This window comes from Fructilactobacillus sp. X8R4C1 (genome assembly GCF_059900905.1).
On the sequence record NZ_JBWXVJ010000001.1, the window covers coordinates 265307 to 282899 of the forward strand.

The following is a 17593-nucleotide window of genomic DNA, read 5'->3' on the forward strand; positions in this document are numbered from 1 at the left end:
GACTAGCAGGTTATGTAATCGTTTTCAATGAATATTAATTTAATGATGACAAAGAAAAAACAACTAACCATTTTGGTTAGTTGTTAGAGATTAGTATTATTCATCAATCTCCATTGCCATTTTCACCAGCTGCTTCTTAACTGGTCCGATGTTGTCTCGATGAGCGAGAACGATCAGCGTGTCACCGGCTTTAATCTGGGTGTTTCCATTGGGGATGATGTGGAGATTACCCCGACTAATTGTGATTAGAATGGAGTGGTTCGGCCAGTGGATGTTTTTGACTAATTTGTTTTCAATTGAACTGAATTCGTAGACCGGGACCTGAATCTTGTCCGTCTTGCTGTCAGCGTTGAAATACGTCTTAATGGCTGTCAATCGTTCCGCTAAGGCTTGATAGATTGGTTGACCACCCAGCATGTCGACCACGACGTACGAAATGAGGACCACGAGCGCTAACGCCATGAAGTTCTTGGTGTTACCAACCAGTTCGGTTATTAGCATAATCGAGGTAAAAGGCGCCTTACTGACAGCCGCAAAGTAGCCGGCCATCCCGAAAATCAGCAAGTTATTAACGTATCCGGCACCAAGCAGTCCAGTCTTTGACATAAAGCCACCGTAAGCGGCACCAATCAGTGATCCAACTGCTAAGACCGGCATGAAGAAGCCACCAGGAATTCCGGCACCATACGTAATTAATCCGAAGACAAACCGGACGATTAAGAAGACAAAGATGGCGGTTAAGGGTACGTTGTGGGTAGCAACGGTCATGATGACCCGACTACCACTTCCGATGGTAGTCGGAAAGAACATTCCAACGGGAATAACCAGTAAAATCGGAATCGCACACATAAAGTACCATGGAATAATTTTAATCTTAGCGAACCACTTTGGCAGGTCTAATAAACCTAAATTATAGACGTAGCCTAGAACACCTAGAATAATGCCCAAGATGATGAGCTGCCAGTAGTTCTGGAGTTGAAAAATGTGGCTGTAAAAAATGGGTAAAATTGGTTTTAAGCCGAAAACTTTTAATGAAACAAAGTTTGCACAGATTGACCCCGTGAGTGACGAAAGCCAGACGGCGGGGGAGAAATTGCGATAAACACCTTCCATGACGAAGAACGTCCCCGCTAGTGGTGCACTAAAAGTGGCCGACAGTCCTGAGGCTGCTCCGGTCGCAATCATCAATCGCCGCTCAGAACCGCCTTCTTTAAAGCCCTGGGCAATTCCTTGACCAATGGCACCACCTAACTGAACGGAGGGTCCTTCTCGTCCAACGAAAATTCCGGTTCCAACGGTTAGGACACCAGTGACAAATTTCCGCCATAAGACAGAGACCCAATTAGTTTCAATGTTGCCCGCAAGTTGAGCTTCAACCTGTGGAATCCCGGAGCCTTTAACGTCAGGATCGCCCTTCATGATGAGACCGGTCACGATTGAGATGAGTAAGAAAGTGGGAATTACCAACCACAGAAGATTGAGATTGTGGTCAAGTCCATGATAAATTGTAAGCGACCATTTTAAAGCGACCTGGATTAGGTAACGAAAAGACGCAATTACGGCACCCGTCAGCGTTCCAATAATGGTTGCAAAGAGAACGTATCGAATGTCTGAAAAATCAATGTGGTGTGTGCGTTTCGGCAAGGTGTTCATCTCCATTAAGCAATTACACCAATTGTATCACGATTAATTTCCCCAAATGAATTCGATTTTAGGGTAAAATAATAATATAGAAAAGATTTAATTGGAGGAATTTATGAAGAAATCAGATATTGTTCAAAAGTTAGACTTCTTATATGTTCTAACCCTAGTAATTTCAATTATTGAAACGGTTTTGTTGTTTCCAATTCTTGGTGGCATCATCATTGTCAGCATGCTTTGGGTTCCACTACTGGTGCTATTAGGTCTCTACATTACTTGTTTCATCATCAGTTCGCAGATGGTGAGTTCTTTAAGTGATGGTAAAGTTAAGGCTGAGATGGATAACATCAAACCAAGATTTATCGTTGGGATTGTCTTGTCGATAATCGCGGTCATTCCAATTGTGGGATGGATTTCACACATTGTGATGGCCATTATCATGTGGCAGGTATTTACTAACATTAGTACGCTTAAGACGGACTTGATTAATGATGATGGAGCTAAGGGTGATTGGAAGGACGTTACACCTGATTCAGAAAAGAAAGATTCAAACCAGCAAGGTTCAGATAGCAATTCTAATAAATAAACATATTAGCTAATTAATAATTTTATCCTTATACAAGCACAAATACACCTATGGTTTTCATAGGTGTATTTTATTTTCATTAATTTTTCACTAAACTAAACCTTTTTTGTGTCATTGTGTCTGACCTCCACTAAGATAGTACATAGACTTATTAAAATCATTTTTAAAAGTGAAAATCAATTAGAAAGGAGCAAGGCCAATGAAAAGAATACTGAAATGGACTGGAGTGACGGCTTTCTTCTTTGTCATTTTCGCAGTCATCCTTGATTTGGCGGTTGGCTATCTCCTGTTTAACTTTGCCTTTGGGAAGACGGGACTAGCCAGCTTGTACAACGAAAATGCTGGGACGCCCGATACCGAGTGGTTTAGTGATAATCACGCACAGGTTCTACACGAAAAGGCGAGTGATGGGACCAATCTAGTTGCTAGATACGTCCCATCGGAAAAACCAACCAACAAGACGATGATTGTCGTTCACGGGTACGGTAGTAATAGTGAAGAGATGGAATCCTTTATAAAAATTTTTCATGATGCTGGTTATAACGTCCTCGCACCCGATAACCAGTCGTTTGGCGGCAGTGGTGGTAAATACATCGGGTACGGTGTCAAAGACGCCACTAACCTGGAAAAATGGGCTCGAGTGCTCAATTATGACCACCCCGATGGCGAATTAGGGTTATTTGGGACAAGTATGGGGGCGTCGGCCGTCATGTACTCTTTACCAAAAATGCCAAGTAACGTGAAGTTTGCGATTGAAGACAGTGGTTATGCCAGTGTCGAAGGGGAGTTGGGTGGCCAATTGAAGCGGCTATTTAACATTCCGAGTTTTCCACTGGTTCCGACCGTTAATCTCTATGTACGAATGTTTGCGAAGTATAACATGAATGATGGGAACACGAAGAAGACCCTGAAGCACAACCAGATTCCGTTGTTTATCATTCACGGTGACGTTGACAAGTTTGTCCCCGTTAAAAATGCCTATGAGAACTACAAGAACGATGCTGGTCCAAAACAAATCTGGATCATTAAGGGTGCTGGCCATATTGAAGGTCGGAGTCAGGATCCAGATGCGTATACGCAAAAAGTCGTCAACTTTTCTCAGCAGTATTTTAAGTAGTTGAATTTGGTGAAATGATTGGTAAAATTAAAACACGAATGCTGAGGAGATGAGGACCAATTAAAGCCAAAATTAGACTAACAGTTGCGTGTTTACTTGTAATCGGGGTAATTGCTGCGTATTTTATCCTGGATCAAAGAGAACGATTGGTCCTCTTTTTTGAAGGAGTTGGATTAGTTGTCGCATGCGTCCTGTTTGGATGGCACGGAATTAATGAGTTAATCAAAAGAATTTTAAAGGTATTTTAGACCAAAAAAAGACTACGAATTTGAATTCGTAGTCTTTTTGGTTGGTAATTTTAACCGTTACCATTTTGAAATGATGGGTATAATGTCATTCCACCATCAACGTAAAGTGAGATTCCAGTAACGTAGCTAGCTTGGTCAGAAGCTAACCAAACGGCAGCAGCTGCAACTTCGGAAGGTTTACCAATCCGGTGCATTGGAACCATGTTAACAGTTGATTCGTAAGTCTTAGGATTAGCGAACTTTTTGGCGTTGATTGGGGTGTTAATGGCACCAGGACAAATCGAGTTAATTCGAATGTTTTGTTGAGCAAATTCCATTGCGGCAGTTTCGGTGAATAATTTAACGCCACCCTTACTTGCAGCGTAACTTGCAAATGTCGGCCATGGAATTTGTTGGTGAACTGATGAAGTTTGAACGATACTACCCTTCTTGTTGTGCTTTAAGAAGTAGTTTAAAGCAGCTTTAGTACCCAAGAAAGTACCAGTCAAATCAACGTTAACGACTGCTTCCCATTCTTCAAGGGTAACTTCGTTTGTAGGGGTCTTCTTTTCCATCCCAGCGTTGTTGAACCAAACGTCCAAATCACCAAAGGAATCAACGGCGGCTTGTACTAATGATTCAGCACCAGCATCATCGCCAATGTCGCCTTGCTTAGTAACGGCGTGGCCACCGTTTTTTTCAACGATTTCAACAACTTGGTTAGCTGCATCTTCGTTTTTGTGGTAGTTAATAACCACGTTCATGTGTTCTTGACCCAAACGTTCAGCAATGGCAGCACCAATCCCTGAGTCTCCTCCAGTGATTACGGCCGTCTTGCCTTCAAGATCTTTATACATAACCATATAATATACACCTCTACATTTCTAATCCTGTTAAGCGGATTGGACTTGTTTCTGACACTATAATAACCCATTAAGAGACTAATATAAAGGGGAAAGAACTGATTGACCCTTTAAAATTAAGTTGTGTACATTTTACTTGCGTTATGGTGAATTCCTGCTATCATAAATAGTGAAGATTTGAAGAGGTTCATTTCTGAATCACTTATAGGAGGTTATAGATATGAAACTAACAATTACTGATGACGCAATGGCCTACATGAAGAAAAGATTAGCAGGTGCTAACGCATACCTGCTGGCCGCAAATGACGGATCAAATAACTTCTCTGAAGGTGCTGGTGGTGCCTGCACCGTTGGTGATGCCTTTCAAGTTGTTGGTGTTTCAAAAGCACCATCAGACTATGATGTTAAACTTGAAAACAATCAAGGTGCTGACGTTTTAACCAGCAAGAATGATATGACTTTCTTTGGACCAGGTCTAAAACTTGATTTCAAGAATAACTTCTTACAGTTAAAAGATGACGGTGAAATGATTGATGGTCAAGTTACGACCAACAATCAAGTTGAAAAATAGAATAAGAGATTAATAAGCCAGGGAAGAACCGGAGTAATTGCTTCGGTTCTTTTTTATTAAAAAATGGGATTCACGTCACGTGAGTCCCATTTTTGTTTATTTAAAATGTTTTTTGTAAAATGCCAGCCCAAGGTATACCAGTAAAAGTAACCAAGAAATAACGCTGATCCAAATCCCAATGATGTGAACGCGGGTGCGGTGATACGTCAATTTGATGGTGTTTGCTCCCTTTTTGACGGGAATGTGGATGGCACGCTTTTGGTCTACTTTAATTGGAACGGCCTGATTGTTAACGGTCACTACGTAGCCAGGGAAGTAAACGTTTGGCAAACGAACCCTGGTGGCACTTTCAGCGTCTAACTGGTACTCAATTTGATTGTACGAGGTAGTCCGTTTCTTTTGTTTTAAGCCCTTCTGATTTGGATTCATTTTTAAAATAGAGTGTTCTTTGAGTAGCGGTTCTAGTGAATCGGAAGCATGAGGGAGGTAGTCCCAATAAACGGCCGATTTTCCCACCTTTTCAAATTTCTGTGGTGAAGAAGCCTGAGGTTCCCACGATTTGAGTTGCAAATTGGTGGCAAGTGATGAACACAGGCTAAGTCCTAAGACGCCTAAAAGCAGGAGGGTTCCCGTAGAATTGTTTTTGGCAAAAATCTTGGTGATAATTTCTCCGCCTAAAAACGCTAATAGAACGGTGGTGATGATCAGAAAACGGAATGGGAATTGGATCATTCCCACCCACTTTTGCAAAAGGTCCCACGGAAAGAGATTGGAACTAAAAAGCAGAAAGAGTAGTGAGAGGACTGTCATTGATTTAGAGAACAGGTCGAGTCGATGCCAGAAGAAAAACAGCCAAATGATGATCATTAGTCCGACAATGCCAATACCAGCTCCATACTGCCACGGTCCGTTTGGAGTGGGGCCGAAAAACAGATTGGAGGCCGGGATGCTCATGTCTTGGAGGCGACACTTCATGATGGAAATTTCTTGGTCGTAGTGGTAATTCTGAATTAGTGGTAGTAAGAAGAAAGCGGATAAACAAAAAGTGCCGATTGCAGCAACAACCAGTGCTATGACCCGCTTCACCTTAAGTTTCAATGAATCATGGTTTAACATGATAATAATGATCGTCATGGCGGCAAAGGTACCAGCAATTAAAAACGACAGTAGGTGGATTAATACCAGCAGGGTTAATCCAACACTTAAGACCCACCACTGACGGTAATTTTTGATACACACTTGATAAATGCTGTAGAGAACCACTGGCAGAAAGACAAACGCCATTCCTTCAGCCACATCAAAGCGCACAAAGAGGTCGAACGTTAGATACGTCGATAAACCGTAGATGATGGCGGATGCGAGCCCAGTCAGTTTTCGATTGGTGATTTTCCAGTTCGCTAGATACATGGAGATAAACACCAGAAAGTTGATTAGGATTAGGTAAAGTAAGTAGGATGTGTACGGATTCTTAATGGCCAGATGAATCATGGCCTCGGGTAAGACGGCAAAGATCGGATAAAAACCGTTTAGTGGGTAGCCAACTTTGACAAAAGTTTTCGTCATCATTCCTGGAATCATATGTAGGATGCCACCGTGTTGAACCTGGATGTAACTTTCGTACGCCCGGGCCAGATGAAACTGCATATCCTCGCGTGGTAGGATTGGATTGCCAAAGAAATACGGACTGACGATTACCACGCTTAGAATTAAAAATAAAATCATTGAAAATAGCGTAAAATGCTTATGTATGAACTTCGAGATGGTAATTCCCCCTTGTGATTTAATATCATTATTATAGAATAACTTTAAAAGTTATTCTATTTTTTCTCAAAAATGATTGACATTGAGTTTTAAAGCATGTAGAGTAACGACCATTAAAAACAATAAATTAACTAAACGGAAAAGTTGAGTAGGCAGAAGAAACTCAAAGAGAGTCTCAGGCTGGTGCGATGAGATGAGTTGGTGCTGTTGAAGATGGACTTGGAGTTTTCACCAGTAAATCGTGAGCTGGTGACGGGATGCCGCCGATATCATGGCCCGGTTATTTTTACAAGTAACCGTTGAGGTAGTCGTTGTGAGACGGCTATGAACTAAGGTGGTACCGCGGAAGCATTCGTCCTTTTTACAGGATGGATGCTTTTTTGTTTGGTTAATAAATGGGAGGAACGCAGATGAGAAGATGGGTTAAATACTTAATTTGGATTGGAATTATATTGTTTATTGGAATCGTCGGATACTTCAGCTTTTTCCACCAATCAGAAGCTGAAGCGAACACCATTACCGTTGGCATCATGGCCGGATCCAAACAGGAACAGGCCATCTGGAACGAAGTGGCTAAAGACGCCAAGGATAAGTACGGCCTAAACGTTCAGTTTCAGACGTTTACCGATTATTCACAGCCTAACAACGCTCTGACTAACGGAGACATCGACGTGAATGCCTACCAAAACTACCCATTTTTGGACAATTGGAATGACGTCCACCACACGGACATCGTGCCGGTGGGGGATACCGTGATTGAGCCAATGAGAATCTACTCCAATCAGTTTAAGTCGGTTAATGAAATTTCCAGTGGAACTTCCATTGCGGTGCCAAACGACACTAACAACGAATCGCGGGCTTTACACGTCCTTCAGAGTGCGGGGTTGATTAAGTTAAATCCGAAAAAGGCGTTCACCACCGTCAAGGACATTACTAGTAATCCGAAGAACCTGAAGATTAAGGAAGTTGACGCCTCGCAAACGCCACGATTACTGAATTCAGCGGGAGCTTCCGTTGTGAACGGGAACTTTGCTGAGAGTTCGAACCTGAGTCCGAAGAAGGCCATTTATACGGCACCATTTACCAAGGATTCGCATAAGTGGGTCAACTTCATTGCCGCAAAGAAGCGCGACGAACATAGCAAGAAAATCAAGGAATTAGTGAAAGCCTATCAGACCGAGAAGACCGCTAAACTGATTAAGAAAGAGTCCGGGATTAATCAACAAGCGGCTTGGAACCTTAAATTTAAGTAACTCAATAAGAATTCATCAATTAATTGATGAATTCTTTTATTGGTCTGAAACAATGGTTTAATAAATGGTAGAATGAAAAAAACGATGGGAGGGGTCCAAATGGGTTCAGTAGCTACGATAAGAGACGTTGCGTCAGAAGCAGGAGTGTCAACTGCCACCATCTCACGCTACTTAAACGGAAAGACCAACCACATGTCCGATGCTACTGCGAAGCGGGTCACCGAAGCGATCAAGAAGTTGAATTACGTGCCAAATGAATCCGCCAGACAGCTCATTACCAAGCAAAGTCGATTGGTGGCGGTCATTGCGGCGGATGTTGATGATTACTTTTCCACGGAGATTTTTAAGGGTGTTAATTCGGTTTTAAAAAAGAACAACTTCATCGCGGTCTTAATGGACTCCGATAGTGATGAACGGCGGGAACTTGACACGTTATCGTCACTTAACCAACAAATGTTTGGTGGCGTCTTGATTCAGCCGTTAAGTAACGACTTGGACGCCTTTCAAAGCTCAATTCCCACAAATGTACCGGTGGTCATGTTAGATCGGCAGATTAAGGGCAGTCCGTGGCCGAGTGTGGTTACCAATAACTATGAGGTCAGTAAGAAAGCGGCGCGATACTTTAAAGACCAGGGATTAAGCCACGTCTTTGTGATTACAAATAACGTAAAAAACGTTTCTACCCGAGAACAACGATTGAACGGAATTAAAGCGGTCTATGAGGACCACGTCACTGTCGTTCAACCGGGAAACGATGAGCGTTCGTTTCATCAGGCATACGCCAAACTAAAAAAGTCCCTGGAAGAAACAAATGGGGGGCTGATTTTTGCTTTAAAGGAACGGTGGCTCTTGAAGTTTTTGCCCAAGTTGATTCGGGATGGGGTAATTCGGAAGTCCGATGGAGTGCACATGACGGGATTTTCTGACACTTCACTGGTAGATAATATTGACCCAGGAATCAAGGTTATTAATCAGGATCCGTTTCAGATTGGGGTTAGTGCAGCTCAGATCCTGATTGAAGGGATTGAGAGTGATTCCCAACCAATTGCGAAAAAAATTGAGATTCCAGCCCAATTTTAAGTATCAAGGCTAGCCTAGTGAGGCTAGTTTTTTTTTATGGCGTCATGGAAAACGATTACATATTTTTAGAAAAAAGATTACCAAATAGTATTGACTACTTTTATGTAAACGTTTACCATAAGTATCAATATGAAAGCGGTATCAAATTAAAAAAGGAGTGAATACTGATGCGATTGTTTTTAAATACATGGATCTTTGTAAATGACATCGAAGCCGGTACGAGTCAGGCAGCGTTATTCCCACGCGTGAAACAAATGAACGTTGACGGAATTGAGGTTCGACGAGAATACATCAAGGATTTTTCAAAGGAACTGGATGAGATTGATAATGCCAGATTGAGAACGGGATTACTAGTTAATTACAGTGTCCCCGATGAGCTGTTTTTAAAGGATGGTTCGGTTAATCCTAAATTGAAGCAGTACTTCAACGAGGGACAACGAATGGGAATTACCAAAATCAAGTTTAACGTGGGAAACTTTCGGGCGTTTGACGGTGATTTGTCCCATGCCTTTGACGGTTTACCACTCGATCAGATTCAAATGAACGTGGAAAACGATCAAACCAAAGTGAGTGGCAAAATGGCTAATGTTAAACACTTTTTAAACCAAGCGAAAAAGAATGGGCTGCCCATTAAGTACGTATATGATCTTGGTAATTGGGCGTTTACCCATCAAAGTGCGGACTATGCGGCTGATTCTTTGTACCAGTATACCGATTATATTCATCTAAAGAACGTCAATCAGTTTGACGAAGATGACTTACAGACCGCGGACAATCTAAATGACGGTATGTTTGATTGGAAAAACATCCTGAACGAGTTACCGAAAACGGCGGATTTAGCGCTTGAATTTCCGATGGAAGACGACGAACACGTTGAACGTCAGGTCAAGTTGCTGAGAGATGAGGTGATGTAGTTGATGAATACCATTATTGCGATTCTGTTACTAATTACCTTTGCTGGCTTTATCTTTTACATTGTTAAAGGTGGAGACCTGACCATTGGGTTCTTCGTCATGGCAATTCTTTGGACCGTCATTGGTCTAATCCCATATCACACCGCTTTAACGGCGGTCTTTTCAACGCCCGCTTTGAAGTATGGTTCGACAATTATCTACATCGTCTTTGGTTCGTGGTTTGGACGAGTACTGGTTGACAGTGGCATTGCGCCATCAATTTCGCAGAAAACGAATAAGGTTGGAAAATCGCATCCTTTACTAGCCGCCATCCTGATTGTCTTAGTTACGGCGCTGCTGTTTGTCAGTTCCTACGGAGTGGGTTCGGTCATTGCCATCGGTGTCATTTTGTTACCAATCCTCTTGTCATTGGGGATTCCACGAGACGTGGCCCTAACGACGTTTGCCTTGTCGATTGGTTCGGCCATGTACGTCAACGTCGTGCTCTTTAATCAGATTAAGGCGTTCTTCCCCAAGGCTCAATACAATCTGCATTACCTTGAATTTGGGTGGGCGGCCATGGCGGTGCAACTAATTGCGGTGATCTTGTTTCTAGTGATGAAACGTCACACGTTCAATCCAAAGAATGCCGAGGCCAACCTGAAGAAAATCGGGGCAACTGACCCGGGAGACGTCGACAAGATTCCGTACATTGCGTACGCTATCCCAGTTGTTCCCGTTATTTTGAACATGGCGCTCGGCTGGGATGCCATTCCGGCCTTGATCCTTTCTAGCATCTTGGCCATGCTTGTCACCGGCAAGATGAATGGTTATAAAAAATTCAAAACGTTTCTTAATGCCACGATTAAACAGTCCATTAACGACATTTCGGGCTTAATCATGTTCTTGATGGCACTGGTTATGTTTGCCGGGGCGGCTCAGTTAAACGCTGGTCGTTTCAAGGGAATCTTCAGCGCCATCCTGCCAAACAGTCACTTACTGCTAGCACTTGGAATCGGAGTTCTTGCTCCCTTAGCATTGTTTAGAGGACCACTTCAGGTCTGGGGTGCTGGAGCTGCGACGGCCGCTGTCCTTTCCGCCACCGGAATGTTTAACGACATGTTCCTCTTACCATTAATGTACGTTCCAACCCTGATGGCGGTTTCAACTGATATCACTCAGTCATGGAACGTCTGGGGTCTTGACTACATGAAGGTTCGTCCCCAGCAACTGTTGAAACTGGGAGTTCCAGTCATGTGGATTGTCTCCATTTTAAACGAAATATTAGTGTACTTATTCTTCGGATAGATGATTAAAGAAAGGTGAAAATTATGAGTGAATTTCTGACAATTGGTGAACCAGTGGTAACGTTCGCCTCAACCGATCCTGACGCTACTTTAGCTGATTCAACCCACTATCTAAAAATCCTCGGAGGGGCAGAACTAAACGTGGCCATTGGTGCTAAACGACTGGGACATTCCGCTGAGTATGTGTCTCAGGTAGGAACCGATCCGCTGGGTAAATACGCCAAAGACGTGATTATCGACCACGGCGTTGGCATTGACTATGTTAAAGACGATCCCGATCACTGGACGGGTCATCAATTAAAACAGATGGTAACGCATGGTGATCCCCAGACGTTCAACTATCGCACGGGATCGGCTGCTTCGTATTTAAAACGGGGAGTCATTGACGAGATTAATCTTGACGACGTCAAAATGGCTCATCTAACGGGGATCTTCCCGGCTTTGTCAGCTGAAGCGGAAGGCTCATATCGTGCATTAATGGACCGATTGATTAATAATGAAATCAAGATAACGTTTGATCCAAACCTGCGTCCCGGACTGTGGGGTGATCATGATCGAATGATTAAAACGATTAACGAATTGGCTAAAAACGCTGACATTGTGATGCCAGGTGTAAACGAAGGCAAGGTCCTCATGGGAAGTGATGACCCAGAAAAAATCGCTGACTTTTACCTCCAAAATGGTGAACGCACGAACGCGGTGCTCATTAAGTTGGGCCCAGATGGTGCGTATGTGAAGACCAAAAACGGTGATTCGTATACGGTCTCCGGTTTTAAGGTCGATCACGTCGTCGATACGGTTGGTGCCGGTGATGGGTTTGCGCTTGGGGTAATTACCGCACTATTAGAGGGCAAAAATCTAAAGAGTGCGGTTATGCGGGGAAATGCCGTTGGGGCGCTTCAAGTTCAGACGCCCGGTGATAACGACGGCTATCCTACTCCAAGTGAATTAAATGAATTTTATAAAAAAGAACACGTTAGTGAATCGTAAGTAGATGGGAGAGATTATGATGGCTAAAAAAGTTGCAGTACAAGCAAGTTTGGCTCCAGATGGAAAACAGCTACTGAAAGACAGTGGCTTTGATGTTGTGGAATTACCTGACAAGAAGATTTCAACGTTGCTTGACATGGCCGCCGATGCTTATGGCATCCTGATTGGCACCACCCCGTTTCCAAATGACACCATTGAAAAGATGCCGAACTTAAAAATCATTGCTAGAAACGGTGTGGGTTATGACAACATCGATGTTCCCTTTATGTTACAACATGGCATATATGTAACAATTACGCCGCTCGCCAATGCCTCAACGGTTGCGGAGACGACGTTAGCCGAAATCTTTGACGTATCAAAGAACGTTACCAATGATTCGCACGAGATGCGTAAGGGGAACTGGAACTACAAGAAGGATCACATGGGTTTTGATTTAGAAGGCAAGGTCCTCGGAATTCTCGGTTATGGCCGAATCGGCAAGATGGTCGCTAAGAAGGTGAGTGGACTGGGGATGAATGTCATCTACAATTCACCACATGCTGAAGACTCTGAATACGGTAAAGCGGTTAATCGCGATGCCATCTTTACTGATTCAGATATCGTCACTTTACACATGCCAGTGCTACCCTCTACTAAACAAAGCGTTGGTAAACGTGAATTTGAGATGATGGACAACTCGGCGGTTCTCATTAATTTGGCTCGTGGGGCACTCATTAATACAGATGATCTAATCGACGCTTTAAAGAGTCACGAAATTAAGGCCGCTGCCCTGGATGTGTTTGATTCTGAACCGCTACCAATGGACAGTCCACTCTACAAGCTGGATAACGTCTTGTTGACACCGCACATTGCCTCTAACACGGTGGAATGCATGAACCGGATGGCGCATGACGCTGCCAGTGAAATTGTAAAAGTCCTAAAGGGTGAACAACCACAGTGGGCGGTTAAAAAGTAAAAGAATTAATTAAGAACTGGGATGCAATGGTCTCAGTTCTTTTTTATTTAAGAAAATCTTTAAAAAGTAATTGTCATCATCTTTTTTTCACGGTACAATTCAATGCAATACAAATGAAAAGGAGTGATGCATATGCATAATATGTTCAAGAAAGAATCGGTTGCTAGTTTCGTCAAAGCCGATGCTGGCTTAAAGCGAACGCTGACCGCTAAAGATCTAATCGGTCTTGGCGTCGGAGCCGTTGTCGGAACTGGGATCTTTATTCTTCCAGGACACGAAGCGGCTTTACATGCAGGACCAGCGGTTGCACTGGCATTCTTGCTTGCTGCCATCTTAGCTGGGGTCGTGGGTATGGCGTATGCCGAGTTTTCGTCGGCAATGCCCGTTGCTGGTTCAGCATACTCCTTTGGAAGCGTCGTTTATGGCGAGATCATCGGGTGGATTCTTGGTTGGGGACTAATTCTAGAGTACTTCTTGGCGGTTTCCGCTGAGGCCACCGGATTTGCTTCGTACTTTAATAACAACATTTTAGCCGCCATTGGGGTTAACATTCCGAAGTTTCTTCAAAGTGGGCCAATGGAGGGTGGCGTAGTCAACATCAGTGCCGTTGTCATTACCCTGTTAGTTGGATTACTCGCTTTAATGGGAACTAATTTTTCCAAGAAGATTGAGAACGTTGCCGTGCTGGTTAAGATTGGCATCATTGTTTTGTTTATCGTTGTGGGTGTTTTTTACATCAAGTCAAGCAACTATGTTCCGTTTTACCCGAAACAATTTCACACTCCACCGTTTGGTTTAGGGGGAATCTCAACCGCCGCTGCGACCGTCTTTTTTGCTTTCATGGGCTTTGACGCGTTGGCATCGAACTCCGCTGAAACCATTAACCCTAATAAGAATATGGCCAAGGGAATTCTTGGAACCGTTCTGATTGCGGCCGTACTGTATGTCGGATTCTCCTTGGTTCTGACCGGAATGGTCCAGTACTCACTACTAAACGTTGACGATCCAGCCGCCTTGGCATTCTCCATGGTTCACTTAAACTTCATGAACAAGGCCATCACGATTGGAGCACTGTTTGGGATTTTCACCGCCATGGTCACCATGGTCATCGGGAGTTCCCGACTGGTTTACTCACTTGGACGTGACGGACTAATTTCTAAGAAAATGGGAAAGATTAACCACAAGACCGGGATTCCGACCTACGCGGTTTGGTTAGCCGTCATCATTCAGGCCATCTTTGCCGGGGTCGTTCCTTTGACTCAACTAGTTTCATTGATTAACGCTGGAACCTTGGTTGCGTTTGCCTTTATCTCATTTGGGATTATTCCATTGAGACGAAGAAAGGACATCAAAAATACTGGTTACAAGATGCCATTTTACCCTTACCTGCCAATCCTAGCCGGACTGATGAGTATCTACTTCATCATCATGTTACCGAACGTGACCAAGATTGCGGTAATTGGTTGGTTAGCACTTGGAATTGTGATCTACTTTGTTTACGGGATTCACCATTCTCGATTGCAAAATGAAGAATAATTAATGAATGAGAAGCCGTGAGATGGCTTCTCATTTTTGGTCGTCATGTGATATTTGGCTGTGATAAAATGAACTTATACTATTAAGAATAGGTGAGGAAATTGAACGATGAATAAAAAAGTAGCTCTAGTAACAGGTGCTGGTCAAGGAATCGGAGAAGCCATCGCCAAGCGATTAAGTAAAGATGGTTTTTCTGTGGCACTGGTTGGTCGTCATTTGGATAAAGTGGAAGCAATTGCTAAAGAGATTCAAAGTGACAATGGTGACGCCATTGCCATTAAAGCCGACGTTGCCAATCGCGACGAAGTTTTTGAAGCTGTTGAAAAGGCTGCCAAACACTTTGGTGACTTCAACGTGATTGTGAACAACGCTGGAATTGCGCCAACCACACCAATCCAGACGGTTACGCCAGAGGTCTTAGAACAGGCCGAAAAGATTAATGTTGGTGGCACTATTTGGGGAATCCAGGCTGCCGCTAAAAAGTTCAAAGAACTTAGTCACGGTGGGAAGATCATTAACGCTTCTTCTCAAGCGGGGATGACCGGTAATGAGAACTTGACCGTTTATGGTTCAACTAAGTTCGCTATTAGAGGAATTACTGAAACAACCGCCAAGGAACTTGCCGATGACGGGATTACCGTTAATGCGTACTGTCCTGGCATCGTGGTTACTCCAATGATGAATGACATTGCCCAAAATGTGGCTGATGAAGCCGGGAAACCATTTGAATGGGGAATGGAACAGTTTGCAAAGAACATTGCCTTGAAACGACTTTCAAAACCTGAAGACGTGGCTGGCTGTGTTTCATTTTTAGCTGGTCCTGACTCTAACTACATGACTGGTCAGTCACTTTTGATTGATGGTGGAATGGTATTTAACTAAATAATGGGACTCTGGCAAGGTGTCAGAGTTCTTTTAGTACATATTAAAAGGAGAGATTAAAATGACTTTAAAAACAAGATTTTGTCCTAATTGTGGTGCAGAAATTCCAGTTGACGTGAAGTTCTGTACGAAATGTGGGTACAAACAACCTACTATTGATGAATTGGAAGAAATGAATCAGGAAGAGGAAACAACTACGGTTGAGGTTGACCTAAATGAAAAACAAGACTATGGTCAACCTGAAATTGTGATTCCTGTTTCAGCTGGTGCAATTCCTGATGGATATGAATTCAATCAAAACGGGTCAGTGGGATTAAGCGGCCACTATATTCCAGATGATGATCAGATTTTGCGTGAATTTCAACAGGAAGCTTTTAATAAAATTAGAGATATTGTGAAAGAAAATAATTGTGATGGTGCCTTTAATCTGGCAATTCAGACTCAAATTGACGGAGATAGTTCAAAAATGTTCATTTTCGCCTATTTTGACATGGCAAATAGTGTAAAATAAAAGTAGATGTTACATTAGCATCGATTTAAATACATACTATGGAGGTTTTACGATGGATGACACCAAGCACTGTCCCAATTGTGGTAAATTGTTAAAGGCGGATGTGAAATTCTGTCCTTATTGCGGTCAAGCTCAACCCGAGATGGCTGATGCCCAAAGTAATCAAAGCACTGATAATCAACAGGCTAATTATGGTTATCAAGAAACTAATAATGAACAGCAGACTTATCGGCCAGAATCCAATAATAGAGCGGATATTCGCTCGAAATATTCATCACCTAACATGATTACATCGTTTAAGGATTTATTTGGGAACATGTTTCATATTTCTGGAAGGATGAGCAGGGCGTCGTATTGGTGGTCATACTTAGATGTATGTTTAATTACAGTTGCTTTTTATTTCTTGATGTTTGTGTTCGGTAGTATAGATTCTTCGGTGGCATACGCGATTACAATATTGATTGGAATTGCATTTCTTGTTTTTGGTGTTGCCGCGGGTATTGCACAAATCACTTCTACGTGTCGTAGATTTCATGACATCAATTATTCAGCTGGTTTCTGGTGGTTACAACTGATTCCATTTGTTGGAAGTATCATCGTTTTCATTTTCATGCTGTTTAGCTCTGTGGACGAAGGAAATCGCTTTGGCGGACCAGATGTTAATTATTTGAAGAAATTAAAATAATTTTTACCGTACGAAAAGGCACATCTCATAATTGAGATGTGCCTTTTCGTATTACTTTTAAAAGTGATCGTAATAATATATGGGAGTATATATAGGACCTATTTTTGCTTCCTTATCAATTTTATTCATTTCTTTTGGATGGGTTAATAGTTTAGAAAATACTTTTTTGTTATTTGAGAATGGTTTCTTAGAAGCTACAACCGTTTCAATATATCGATTTTCAAGTTTGTTATACATTCTGATCATGTACACTTTGTGCCCATGATAATCAAATAAGTACCTGTTATTATTTTTGTTTTTCATAAGAACTAAACTTTTTTGATTTTCAACTTTGTTATCAGTAACATCTTTAGCATCTTTTTTAGAATAGAAATTACTCTCATAATCGTCATAATCTTCTAGCACATATCCAATCATCTCCATCGTGTTATCATCATCCTTATCATGGATCCACTGCATAATTTCATTAGGGGATGTCGATCCTCGGGACTCATAGTACTTATATCCACCAAACGAGATTCCTGCTAGTAAAAGAATGACGACTACGATACTGATAATAATGATTCTAGCGGTTGAGTGCTTCTTTTTGGACTTGTTATTTTCAGATTGACTTTGATGATTAGAAGTTACTTTATCGTTTGAATTCGGCTGTCTCGCACCACAATACGGACAGAATCTGTTTTCTTTTGGAATTTTTTTGCCACAATTTATACAGTATTTTTCGCTATCATTCAT

General features: G+C 42.4%; 17 protein-coding genes and 1 other annotated feature. Of the genes, 13 read left to right on the top strand and 4 right to left on the bottom strand.

The genetic code is table 11. The annotated features are described in order from the left end of the window. Window positions 1-96: 96 nt before the first annotated feature. A complete protein-coding gene (locus AC6UDA_RS01185) occupies window positions 97-1644 on the bottom strand; it encodes a ClC family H(+)/Cl(-) exchange transporter (RefSeq protein ID WP_500710556.1) in 1548 nt (515 codons plus the stop codon). Between the two features lie 112 nt (window positions 1645-1756). On the opposite strand from AC6UDA_RS01185, the gene AC6UDA_RS01190 reads away from it, so the two are divergent. Together AC6UDA_RS01190 and AC6UDA_RS01195 are read left to right on the top strand one after the other, a co-directional pair. Beyond that, the gene (locus AC6UDA_RS01190; protein ID WP_500710558.1) at window positions 1757-2227 is read left to right on the top strand and encodes a hypothetical protein; all 471 of its coding nucleotides are present in this window, start codon (window positions 1757-1759) and stop codon (window positions 2225-2227) included. Between the two features lie 199 nt (window positions 2228-2426). Then, window positions 2427-3344: an alpha/beta hydrolase gene (locus tag AC6UDA_RS01195; protein WP_500706168.1), complete on the top strand. Its 918-nt coding sequence runs from the start codon at window positions 2427-2429 to the stop codon at window positions 3342-3344. A 298-nt stretch (window positions 3345-3642) separates the two neighbouring features. On the opposite strand, the gene AC6UDA_RS01200 is transcribed toward AC6UDA_RS01195, so the two are convergent. Continuing rightward, on the bottom strand, window positions 3643-4428 hold the full coding sequence (locus tag AC6UDA_RS01200; protein WP_500693605.1) for a glucose 1-dehydrogenase: 786 nt from the start codon (window positions 4426-4428) through the stop codon (window positions 3643-3645). A 226-nt stretch (window positions 4429-4654) separates the two neighbouring features. On the opposite strand from AC6UDA_RS01200, the gene AC6UDA_RS01205 reads away from it, so the two are divergent. Then, on the top strand, window positions 4655-5005 hold the full coding sequence (locus tag AC6UDA_RS01205) for an iron-sulfur cluster biosynthesis family protein (protein ID WP_500693299.1): 351 nt from the start codon (window positions 4655-4657) through the stop codon (window positions 5003-5005). 96 nt (window positions 5006-5101) lie between these two features. On the opposite strand, the gene AC6UDA_RS01210 is transcribed toward AC6UDA_RS01205, so the two are convergent. Further along, window positions 5102-6727, bottom strand: coding sequence for a putative glycosyltransferase family protein (locus AC6UDA_RS01210; RefSeq protein ID WP_500710561.1), 1626 nt, complete (start codon window positions 6725-6727; stop codon window positions 5102-5104). A gap of 168 nt (window positions 6728-6895) precedes the next feature. Then, window positions 6896-7129: a binding site (T-box leader), on the top strand. A 47-nt stretch (window positions 7130-7176) separates the two neighbouring features. Between AC6UDA_RS01210 and AC6UDA_RS01215 the strand changes: the two genes are divergently transcribed. From AC6UDA_RS01215 to AC6UDA_RS01260, 10 genes are all read left to right on the top strand, one after another. Continuing rightward, window positions 7177-8019, top strand: a complete 843-nt coding sequence (locus tag AC6UDA_RS01215; protein WP_500710563.1) for a MetQ/NlpA family ABC transporter substrate-binding protein — start codon at window positions 7177-7179, stop codon at window positions 8017-8019. Window positions 8020-8118: 99 nt separating this feature from the next. Next, complete coding sequence (locus AC6UDA_RS01220; protein WP_500710566.1) at window positions 8119-9099, top strand: LacI family DNA-binding transcriptional regulator; 981 nt, start codon at window positions 8119-8121, stop codon at window positions 9097-9099. A 167-nt stretch (window positions 9100-9266) separates the two neighbouring features. Then, window positions 9267-10013, top strand: coding sequence for a sugar phosphate isomerase/epimerase family protein (locus tag AC6UDA_RS01225; RefSeq protein ID WP_500710570.1), 747 nt, complete (start codon window positions 9267-9269; stop codon window positions 10011-10013). Further along, the gene (locus AC6UDA_RS01230) at window positions 10014-11300 is read left to right on the top strand and encodes a Na+/H+ antiporter NhaC family protein (RefSeq protein WP_500695444.1); all 1287 of its coding nucleotides are present in this window, start codon (window positions 10014-10016) and stop codon (window positions 11298-11300) included. 23 nt (window positions 11301-11323) lie between these two features. Then, the gene (locus AC6UDA_RS01235) at window positions 11324-12289 is read left to right on the top strand and encodes a sugar kinase (protein WP_500710573.1); all 966 of its coding nucleotides are present in this window, start codon (window positions 11324-11326) and stop codon (window positions 12287-12289) included. 19 nt (window positions 12290-12308) lie between these two features. Beyond that, window positions 12309-13244: a phosphoglycerate dehydrogenase gene (locus AC6UDA_RS01240; protein ID WP_500693306.1), complete on the top strand. Its 936-nt coding sequence runs from the start codon at window positions 12309-12311 to the stop codon at window positions 13242-13244. 132 nt (window positions 13245-13376) lie between these two features. Beyond that, window positions 13377-14780 carry an APC family permease gene (locus tag AC6UDA_RS01245; protein ID WP_500710575.1) on the top strand — a complete coding sequence of 468 codons (1404 nt, stop codon included), beginning with the start codon at window positions 13377-13379 and terminating at the stop codon, window positions 14778-14780. A 108-nt stretch (window positions 14781-14888) separates the two neighbouring features. Beyond that, window positions 14889-15662, top strand: coding sequence for a (S)-acetoin forming diacetyl reductase (locus tag AC6UDA_RS01250; protein WP_500710577.1), 774 nt, complete (start codon window positions 14889-14891; stop codon window positions 15660-15662). Between the two features lie 61 nt (window positions 15663-15723). Beyond that, window positions 15724-16173: a zinc ribbon domain-containing protein gene (locus tag AC6UDA_RS01255; RefSeq protein ID WP_500710580.1), complete on the top strand. Its 450-nt coding sequence runs from the start codon at window positions 15724-15726 to the stop codon at window positions 16171-16173. 52 nt (window positions 16174-16225) lie between these two features. Beyond that, window positions 16226-16858 (top strand): DUF805 domain-containing protein, encoded by a 633-nt coding sequence (locus AC6UDA_RS01260; RefSeq protein WP_500710583.1) that lies wholly within the window; start codon window positions 16226-16228, stop codon window positions 16856-16858. A 57-nt stretch (window positions 16859-16915) separates the two neighbouring features. On the opposite strand, the gene AC6UDA_RS01265 is transcribed toward AC6UDA_RS01260, so the two are convergent. Beyond that, entirely contained in the window at window positions 16916-17593 is a 678-nt protein-coding gene (locus AC6UDA_RS01265; protein ID WP_500710585.1) for a zinc ribbon domain-containing protein, read from the bottom strand.